Here is a 9,016-nt window from a genome sequence, read left to right as displayed (position 1 = left end):
GGGATCAAGGTAGCGGGGATAGCAGATCAATGCTGCCGCCACCAGTTGCGGCAGCGAGATCCCTTGTCCTGCTGCCGCTAGTGCCGTCACCGCCTGCGCGCGCCGCTCGCAGCGCTGACTATCGTGGGTCAGCCCCCAACCGGCATAAAATGGCATACCAAAGCAATGAACCGGCTTGCCCAGCAGCAGCGCCTCAAAGCCCAGTTGCGACGACACGGTATAGACCGCGCTCACCAGCCCGATCAGGGCGTGGGGATGGCAAGGCTCGCTGATGACCTCCAGATCCGCTAATGCCGGATCGCGGGCGGCCAACCGGGCCAGCACCCCGCGCTTGCGACGCCGCCACCGGTGGCTAAAGCGGGTATCGGGATGAGTGCGCAGCAGCAACCGCGCGGTTGGGTGAGCGCGGCGCGCCGCCGCCACCATTGCCAGAAAATCGGCCTCGCTGGCCAAGGCGCCGGGGATCGACAAATCCCCCGCCACCTGATCCACCAACAACACCCGTGGCCGTGGATCGGCCTGCAAACGCGAGAGCAGATCGCCACTCCCTGCTTGGTGAGCCTCACTGCTGGCATAGCAGTTGTATTTGGTGATGCCAAACCGGACCAGATCCGCCATTAGCCGCTCGGCCCGCGCCAGCAAGGCGCTATCGCAGGGGGTGGCAATCAGCTGCTCTAACTGACTGGGTTGGCGGGCGTCGTAATAGATGCCGACAGGGTCAGCAATCAGCGACAGCGCGAGCCCCCCCTTGGCGGGGTGGCCGACATAGCCGATAAAGCCATCTTCTAATTGCCAATAAGGCAGGCCCAACGCGTGGGCCCGTTGTTTAATCTGACGGGTATTGGCTTTTTGGCCCCAGCCGACGAATATATCATCACTATGCAGAACACTATTAAATTTATAGTACCTAAGATGCCCATCTAAACATAAATTAATTTGTGCATCCCGTTTAAAAATGCCCTTTGACATGGTCCAGATCATAATTAACAAGTGCGCTTTTCTAATAAAACATACTCTAATTTAGAGAGAAAACGGCTATAGTATTTATTTTCGTAATGGACAGTGCTGCATCCCCAAGGGTGTGCACCGTCTCCTTTAAAAACCTCCCCTTCAAAGACATCTATTACAAGAGGATTGAACACGTCTATAAATATATTATCCAATTTCTCCCATCTATCGTTGAGAGTATTAACGAAATTTAAATTGAAATTTTTCTCTTCACCATTATCACAGTAATATTGAACTCCTCTAGCGGCATGTAAAACGATAATAGTATTTTGGCAGCATGACTGTAATCGATCCTTTAGAGTTAACAAACCACGTTTAAATATTTCTAGGAACTGGTTTTCATTAATATCCATACCTATTTTTTCATTGTTTACAATCGTATTGAAATAATTCGATTTTGCCAATTTCCATTCATTAAGAGTCACAAAAGAATTATCAACACTAATACATGTAAAACGAGCGTCAGTAAACAAATCGAAAATTAGTACATCAGGTTGCTTTTCTTGAAGATCGTTCCATATGGTTTTTTGAAAGTCTCTTAATGTATCTTTTGCACTCCATGGGTCTAAATCACTAAAACTATCATCACTAATATTTATCGCTGGAGAAACCACACTTACAAGTGAAGATTGATTTTGTAATGCTGAACAAATAAATTTATCTTTGTAGTTACAGTTAAATCTTGAATTAAAATTATCTCTTGTAACACAAGAGCCAATAATACCGACATGTGTTACATCATTGAATGATGATATGGAAACTCCATCCCATATTATTGATTTACTAGTGTTTTGAGTGAAAATTTTACCGTGATGGCTCATGACAACAAAAACATCATACTCTCCACGTGGAATTGATCCTATATCTACGCCTTTACGACCAACCGTAGAAAAATAGGATTTTGAGTAGATATCATGAGTGTCATCAAACAAAGGTTCTGTAGTTACAAGGTCTAACATTCCTATTTTAAATGGATGCGAGTCTGATTCAGACTGGAGTACTATATAATAGGAGGCATCTCCCCAGCTACTCACATTTACACCTTGTACGGCAAATATTCCTTCTAGGTGTAATAGGTTATCTTTATACCATGTTGATGTAATCTCAAAATGAGATTGACTTCTTTTTGTTAAAATACTCTTCCGATGGATTATCAACCCAAAATCTGTGGAGCCGATATATAATTCATCAGATCCGATCAGTGCGTTATAGTTAATATTATTATTTGACTTCAAGGGAGCGGATACTACCGTTCCAGCAGATTCAACCTCAACAGATAAGACATACGCATCTTTTTCAAGATGAGTTATATCTATACCTTTTTGTCCAACAGTTGTAAATGCTGCAGCAGAATAGTCACAGTATGTTTGATAGAAGTAATTATAATTAATGTCTTTGTTTAAAAGCTTACCTAACACAAATCGATATTTGTTATTTTTCCCATTAAGAATCAATGTATGTTTTATATTTTCATAGTTTGGACATTCATATCCTCGAATGAAAGCAACACCATTAATGTATAGCTTCCCATCCAAAAAATAAATGTTACTGACGGTTGATATTGCCTTCTTTTCTGACTTTTGATTTGAAATTATATTGTGTCTTGATAGGTCCTGATTTAAATCAACACCGTTTATATTCTGCCCTAAGATAGGATATATTCCTTCTCCGTGCGCATAAATTATTGACAGTATGATAGGCAAGTTATATCTAGTAACCTTATTATGCTGCCATACCATACTTGACTTAGTAAAAATAAAGCTAAAATTTTTATACCTTGAAAAGTAAGCAAGGTAAGGTTCTATTTGTGTCGAATATTGTTCATCATTTGGAGATGTGATGAGATAGATGTTTCTATCAGTTAGTCTATCAGCGGAAAGAAGGCCAGGTATTAGATTATCTAAATAATCAATTTTTTCAGCTGATGGTGTATTACCCATCATATTCTCGGCTGTGTGAGGCCAATATTTAGCTACATATGAACCTATTGCAGTCTGGGGGCATGATGAAATTATATTTATAAAATCGTATTTCAAACCATAATAAAGAGCAGCACTCCCGCCCTTAGAAAAGCCCATCAGCGTACACTCAGCCTTACCTAGGCCCAGTAATTTTATTTTATTATTAACCAAGGATATGATGGCTTTTTCGATATTAAAATCTTTACTTGTACTTAGGTAATAGGTGCACTCTGAATCGATTTCATCTTTAATCCACAAAATGTTTGAACGGCAATGCCCAGAGGGGGCCCCAGTAAAATCATACGAAACTGATGAGCCAGAGCCGAAACCTGAAAAAATAATCAGCAGGTGTTTTCTGTCTTGTTTTGATGGTTGAAATTTATATTTTATTTTCTGATTTTCAAATTCATAAATTTCTTCTTGGTCTTTCATTTTATATTTATCCTTATAACCTATCCTATTAGGATATTTAGCTGACTATTCTGGCCCTGTTTAGCGCTTGGAATATTCATGAACTATGCGAGTTGCCAATAAAATCTACTGGTATAGGTTATTAATGCTTAATATTACTTATGCAGCTACAGATTTTGATGGAATGCCATTTAGTGTTTTTATTATAATTTCGACATGTTTAGCAACGGATGAAAATTTATTTTCCGGTATAGAGCGCATGAATTGAGCAGACTTTTCAAATAATTGGAGTTGATTTAATGCATATATCATAATAGCAGCGATATCATCAGGAGTATTTAACGTATCTGGGAAAGCCCTTTCTATTTGTAAAATGGTTTTTTTAAAGTTTTTCTTTGCCAAAGCTAATTTTGCTATTTGAATTCTACACTCGGGGTCGTTTCTTGTGTGTTTTTCATATGATTCCAACTGAAGTCCGGCATCGATAAGAAGTCCTTTTTCTCGGAAACACCGCGACAACCACAACTGAGGTTTATGTACTAAAAACTCAAGTTTTTCATACACTGGTATGGCCATTTGTAGTAGATGAATGGCGCTATCCCAGTCACGAGTTGCTACATGATATAATGCGTGAGCAAAATTTTTCTGTGCAGTTGATAAATCTGAGAGCCATGATGCATCAATCAAAACTCGCTTTATGGCTTTAGATCTGCCTAATTCAGCCAGACATCGAATTCTGGCCATACCACTTATACCGTCATGTAATTTCAAACAATCCCAATGAGTAATAGCTAGTTGCCAATCATGTGAAGCCATTGCAACTCCTGCTGCCTCAAAATAAACTGAGTCAGTCCACTCACTTCGATTTTTACTCATAAAGTACTGTTCAAGTAGAGCCTTAGCCTGTGCAATATTACCATGCTCTCGCAAATACTTAATTCTTAGCAGAATGACGTCATCATTATTACTGTAGTATTGCGTGGTGGCTATATCATTAATCTTGTTCTGAAAAGATTTTATCATTATTATTGCTAATGACTCAGGAAGATCTTTATGGTTTTTATACGCTAAATCTATTTGCTTAATAACTTTATCATAATTCCCCCTAGCATATGCTAATTGGGATATCTCCTCCCTACAAATAGGGTCGTTTCTGGTATGCTTCTCATAATTAACCAAGAACTGTGCAGCGTCATCGAGTCTATTTAGCTCTCTTAGACACTTAGCCATCATAAGCTGAGGTTTAAATCGCCGTAATTCTTTTTCGGTTGCATGCTTGAATTCAACCTGAAGTAAATCAAGAGCATCTTGGAATGAATTTATAGATATATAGTAATAAGCTTTACATATTTTATAAACATTGTGATTAATGTCATACAATTTTTTAATTTGTTTAAGATGTTCAACGATTTCACTATTCCATTTTAATTCTGAGTATGCTTTCGAGCACAAAATAAAATCAAGATCATTGAAGTAAGGTAGTCTCTTAAAATTAACTATTGCTTCGCTCCATTTATGGCGACAGATAGATAATAATGCAGCCTCTCTTATAAAATCATACGTATTTAAAGAAGATTCATTTTTTATGCTTTTATATAAATCTTCCGCTTTCGATAAATGGCCTTGGTTTCTGATACTTTCAACTAATTTAAGACACACTTCATTTGATGGATTAGAGGATAGTGATTTTATGTTAGCCCATCTTTTCTCTGCAAAATTCCATTTCTGAGAAATTGATGCATTGTTTGCATGAATAAATAAACTATCATCAGTAATTTTTTCAGTATCTACAAACTCCATTTTACCATAGATAGCATTGTATACACGTTTACTATTATTATTATCCCTGTAGGGGAAGGTATCGACGATCCGAGACAAATATACGTTTTCCAGCAAGAAATTTCTATCTATGATATATTTCATTTGCTTTATTACTTCTGGTTTCTCGTATACGACTGGGCCAAAACCATTAGTAATAAAATCAAAATAACCTTTAGATATTGTATGTGCTCCAGAATATACTCTCTCATAATCAAATTGGTAATAAATTACTGGAGTTTCTAACACTGCCATATCAAAGGCAATCGACGAATAGTCGGTAATCAGTAATGACGTATTAGATATCAGTTCAGAGTAATTTGTTGTAAGTGGATCTAGAACTTTTATTTCTAAATTAGAGGTAAAAAAATCTTTATACTGATTCATATTAGGATGCAATAAAAAATATACATCACATTTTTTCTCTTCACATATAGAATGAAACTCTACGCTATTTAATAACTCGTTCCACTTTATATAAAATTCACTATTTGCGAAATTATCATTTTCATTTCTTAGACCAGTGGTCTTATCGACGCCTCCGGTCAAATATGAACGCCAAGTGGGCACGATAACAATTTTTTTCGAATCATGATTCTTAACTAAACAATCATGACGAGGAAAACCACATAATACAGTATTAGCATTACTGTATTTATAATTGTTATTTTGTGATGTAATTGAATTATGTTCTGCTAATGTGGCTGTTATAAATAGATCTATTCTCTCTTTATTAAGCCAGTCTGACGCATCATTTAGCGTGATACCATGCTGTAAAAAAATAAACTTATATTTTAAATGCTCACCAAATATTTTTTTACTGAGCAAACTGATTTCGGTGTGTGATGATATTAAGTATTTAGCATTAAGTAATGCCATTTTATGCTCATCTGAGCCGTATTCAATCAAATTGAAGCCATCGCTTTCCAATCTATTCCAATCATCACAATTTTTATTTATTATAAAAAAGCAGTTTTCATTTTTTTCTTTACAGAATCGGTATAATGCTTCAGCGTTATCAGATGCTTTACTGATGCGATCAATAAAAAGCCAAGCATTGTTATATCTTCTTTTAATGCTTGTTTCTTTACTTACATATAATAGAGTCTTAGCCTCTGAATCCAATGATTTTTTCGCAGGAGACGTTAATTTTATAGCTTCTGAGATCGCTATTTTTTTAAAATCTTGCCCAGCCATAGATATAGTGGTAGAGCTACTTAAGGTTGCAAATGCTAGTTCATCTTGATCAGACTCATATTTAATCAAAATAATTTGTTGTTTTATAAATGACTTGTGAAGAAATAAATGATCTTTTATTTTAATCGAAATTGGTTGAATACTTACTTCATTTAAGGATATATCGATAAAAGGTTCTGATTCTAAATGATAAAAGTTAATCCTAATTATCTTCTTGTTTTGGTCGATTTCATCTATGTAAACAACATCAAAGTGTGGTTTTTTTGCTGCAGATAAATTGGTAACACCTAATCTATAATAGTAATTAAATCCAGGTGTCTTACATTTCCAAATAATATGACTATCTATATATGATAATGTTTCAGTTATTAAATTATGTGTATTATCTTGTTCTACATCATCAAGTATTGGAATCCCTCTTGCTGAGCCTGAATATAACATAAAATACCAAGACAAATGATATAATATTGTTTTCTGTACAAACTCAGGTATGTAACCAAACTTTTCCTGATAGAATTTAAGTGATGAGATAAACCCATAAAGTAGAACGTTATTATATTGTTCTTTTTTTGTCCAGGCCGTATTAACAGTAGATGAATTATCACTACGTCGCCTATAGTAATATTTTGCTGTCTTTAAATTTAATACCATCATTCCACAAGAGTGGGCTTTATATCTTAAAACAAATTCTCCATCTTCAAAACTAGGTTTTATGTTTTGATTAAATATAATGCTATTACTCTTTACAATATCATTTCTGAAGAATGCTGATGGGGCACTCAATTGAATTCCATGTGGATCATCTGATATGGAATGATGACTATTGCAATCCTTAAATTTATAATTCAGTGCATGTCCATCTGAATATATTTTTTTATCCTCCATGTAGAAAATCATATTGCAGCAGACAAGTGCTGCATCTTTATTTTTATAAATTGATTTATCTACTTCACTGAAATAATCGTAATCCATAAAATCATCTGGATCAATGAATGTAATCCATTCTGTATTCGCATGAGTAATGCCAGCATTGCGGGCAGATGCTTGCCCTCCATTTTCTTTATATAGATACATTATATTTTTAGGGTATTTTTTTTGCCATCTTCTAATAATGTCTGCAGAGTTATCTGTTGAACCATCATCAACCAAGATCAGTTGGATATGTTTTTTAAAATCTAACCGTTGCTTGACCAAACTTTCAAAATAATCATCAAGATAATGACCTACATTATATACAGCCGATATAACAGTATACTGATAGTGGCCCTCCATATTCTTCGGCTTAAAATAGCTAATCTTATTGCTATGTTTGATAGCCATATCAGATAAAAATAACTTTGGATTATTGAAAAGCTTTCTAAACTTTCTATTAAGCATGATTATTTCCGTATTCAAAATATTTTTTTAACGCCGAACTAAGGAAATATTTATAGTCTATAGTTGGTTTCAATTTTGAATTAAAGTCATTGGCGCAAAATGAATGTGGCAAAGTTCCTTTTTGTTTTGCAATCTCAAGTGCTTTAAAATGAGCTGCTGCGGCCGGCGATCTGGCATTAAAGTAATAACAGATGTCGCGTGTTGGGACCGCGGTGCCACGCATATACGAATACCAAGGCACAAGAAACGTCGGTAGATTAAGGTCATGGTTGGTTCTAAAACGATTTGGTAAAAATGATGATATATCCGCCTGATAGTGCTGCCAAACCTCAGTAAACATACTTTTTCGTAAAGGAACGTAGGTGTGTACTAATGGATTATCAACGATGACACTAAATCGATTATTTAATATATCCACGGCTCTTAATGATGCAGAAAGGGTAGGGGTGTCAACACCCTTACTTTTCATTTTGGTTAAGCTTTTCTTTGCCATAAATAGAGAGGCGATGCCATTACTTCTGAAAAAGTGACCTGCAGGTAATGGTCTCGCGACAAATACATCATCATTAAAATAGATAAAGTGCTCTGCCAGATCGGGTATCTTATGCAGATGGGCTTCAATAACATGGGAATTAAATGTAGGCAGATATTGCCTGTCTATAATAACGGTATGATCAATAATCCGTACCCGATCACTTTCCGTTAGCCATGGGGGTCGCTGTTGGTCGGTAACGATATACACGCGGCGAACCCAAGGTAGGAACTCAAGGACACAGGCAAGCGAGTATTTTAATTCATCGTGATTGCTAAATCTGGCGGGATCAATAGCATGCCGACCCAATCTGGTTGCATCGACTGTATTGCGATAGTGATCATATTGTTGGCGCCAACGTGGGTCGCTGCCATCGACCCACGTAAATACCACATCGACCGGAAAATCTATTTTTATTTGATTTTCCATGTCGAGATCATGACGTATCAACACATGTTCTTCATCTTCAGAGCAAGCAATCTCATTGCGGATAACGGGATATTTTTTATTGAGGTAGTCCCGAATAAAAATACCGGGACTCCTAAAGAATTTTTTGGCTTTTCTCATGATATTAAATGACGATATTGTGCCGAAAAAAACACCCATACCTTGTTATATGAGCCAATCACAACGCCACCAACACGCCCGCCGAGACGGCGATTTGATACAGCACGCTGGTAAAGTCTTTGGTAATTTGCAGCGATTTGGTCTC

At 36.7% G+C, this 9,016-nt stretch carries 4 protein-coding genes; all 4 read right to left on the bottom strand.

The genetic code is table 11. From position 1 onward, the window contains the following. Positions 1–969: capsular polysaccharide export protein, LipB/KpsS family (locus tag CUC53_RS12785; RefSeq protein ID WP_476692212.1), on the bottom strand; the 969-nt coding region annotated here is incomplete at its 3' end. A 14-nt stretch (positions 970–983) separates the two neighbouring features. Next, complete coding sequence (locus CUC53_RS12780) at positions 984–3,401, bottom strand: DUF6270 domain-containing protein (RefSeq protein WP_100294517.1); 2,418 nt, start codon at positions 3,399–3,401, stop codon at positions 984–986. A gap of 138 nt (positions 3,402–3,539) precedes the next feature. Further along, positions 3,540–7,772 carry a CDP-glycerol glycerophosphotransferase family protein gene (locus tag CUC53_RS12775; protein WP_100294516.1) on the bottom strand — a complete coding sequence of 1,411 codons (4,233 nt, stop codon included), beginning with the start codon at positions 7,770–7,772 and terminating at the stop codon, positions 3,540–3,542. Then, a complete protein-coding gene (locus CUC53_RS12770; RefSeq protein ID WP_100294518.1) occupies positions 7,765–8,871 on the bottom strand; it encodes a stealth family protein in 1,107 nt (368 codons plus the stop codon). Before CUC53_RS12770 ends, CUC53_RS12775 begins: the two co-directional genes overlap by 8 nt. Positions 8,872–9,016: the final 145 nt, after the last annotated feature.

This window comes from Aeromonas cavernicola, from assembly GCF_002795305.1.
In the GTDB taxonomy this organism is placed as follows: Bacteria; Pseudomonadota; Gammaproteobacteria; order Enterobacterales; family Aeromonadaceae; genus Aeromonas; species Aeromonas cavernicola.
This window is presented reverse-complemented; position numbering and strand designations above follow the sequence as displayed.

Excerpts from the sequence above, each read along its gene's own strand:
- CUC53_RS12780 (WP_100294517.1), bottom strand. The coding sequence starts at position 3,401 with ATGAAAGACCAAGAAGAAATTTATGAATTTGAAAATCAGAAAATAAAA.
- CUC53_RS12775 (WP_100294516.1), bottom strand. The coding sequence starts at position 7,772 with ATGCTTAATAGAAAGTTTAGAAAGCTTTTCAATAATCCAAAGTTATTT.
- CUC53_RS12770 (WP_100294518.1), bottom strand. The coding sequence starts at position 8,871 with ATGAGAAAAGCCAAAAAATTCTTTAGGAGTCCCGGTATTTTTATTCGG.